1 protein-coding gene is annotated in these 254 nt (G+C 76.8%); it reads left to right on the plus strand.

Going from position 1 to position 254, the window contains the following annotated elements; all coding sequences use genetic code 11:
- The coding region (locus SM753_RS20915; RefSeq protein ID WP_323192969.1) for a hypothetical protein at positions 1-213 on the plus strand (213 nt) is incomplete at its 5' end.
- Positions 214-254 lie beyond the last annotated feature (41 nt).

The following is a 254-nucleotide window of genomic DNA, read 5'->3' on the forward strand; positions in this document are numbered from 1 at the left end:
CGCCGCGGGAGGTACGTCGCCGCGAGCGTCTCCCGGAACTCCGCGGGCCGGTCGTCGCACGCGAGGCTCGACGTCCTCGACCTCGACGAGGCCCCGCCCATCTGGGCGGACCGGGACGCTCGCGACGGCCCGACGGCGTACGCCTGCCGGTCGTTCGCGTGCTCGCCGCCCGCCGACGCGCTCGCGGACGCCGTCGCGTTCTTCGAGGACTGACACCGAGGAACGGACCGGGGCTGAGAGGCCCGGGCGGTGCG

This window comes from Halostella sp. PRR32 (genome assembly GCF_034808085.1).
Taxonomy (GTDB): Archaea; Halobacteriota; Halobacteria; order Halobacteriales; family Natronoarchaeaceae; genus Halostella; species Halostella pelagica.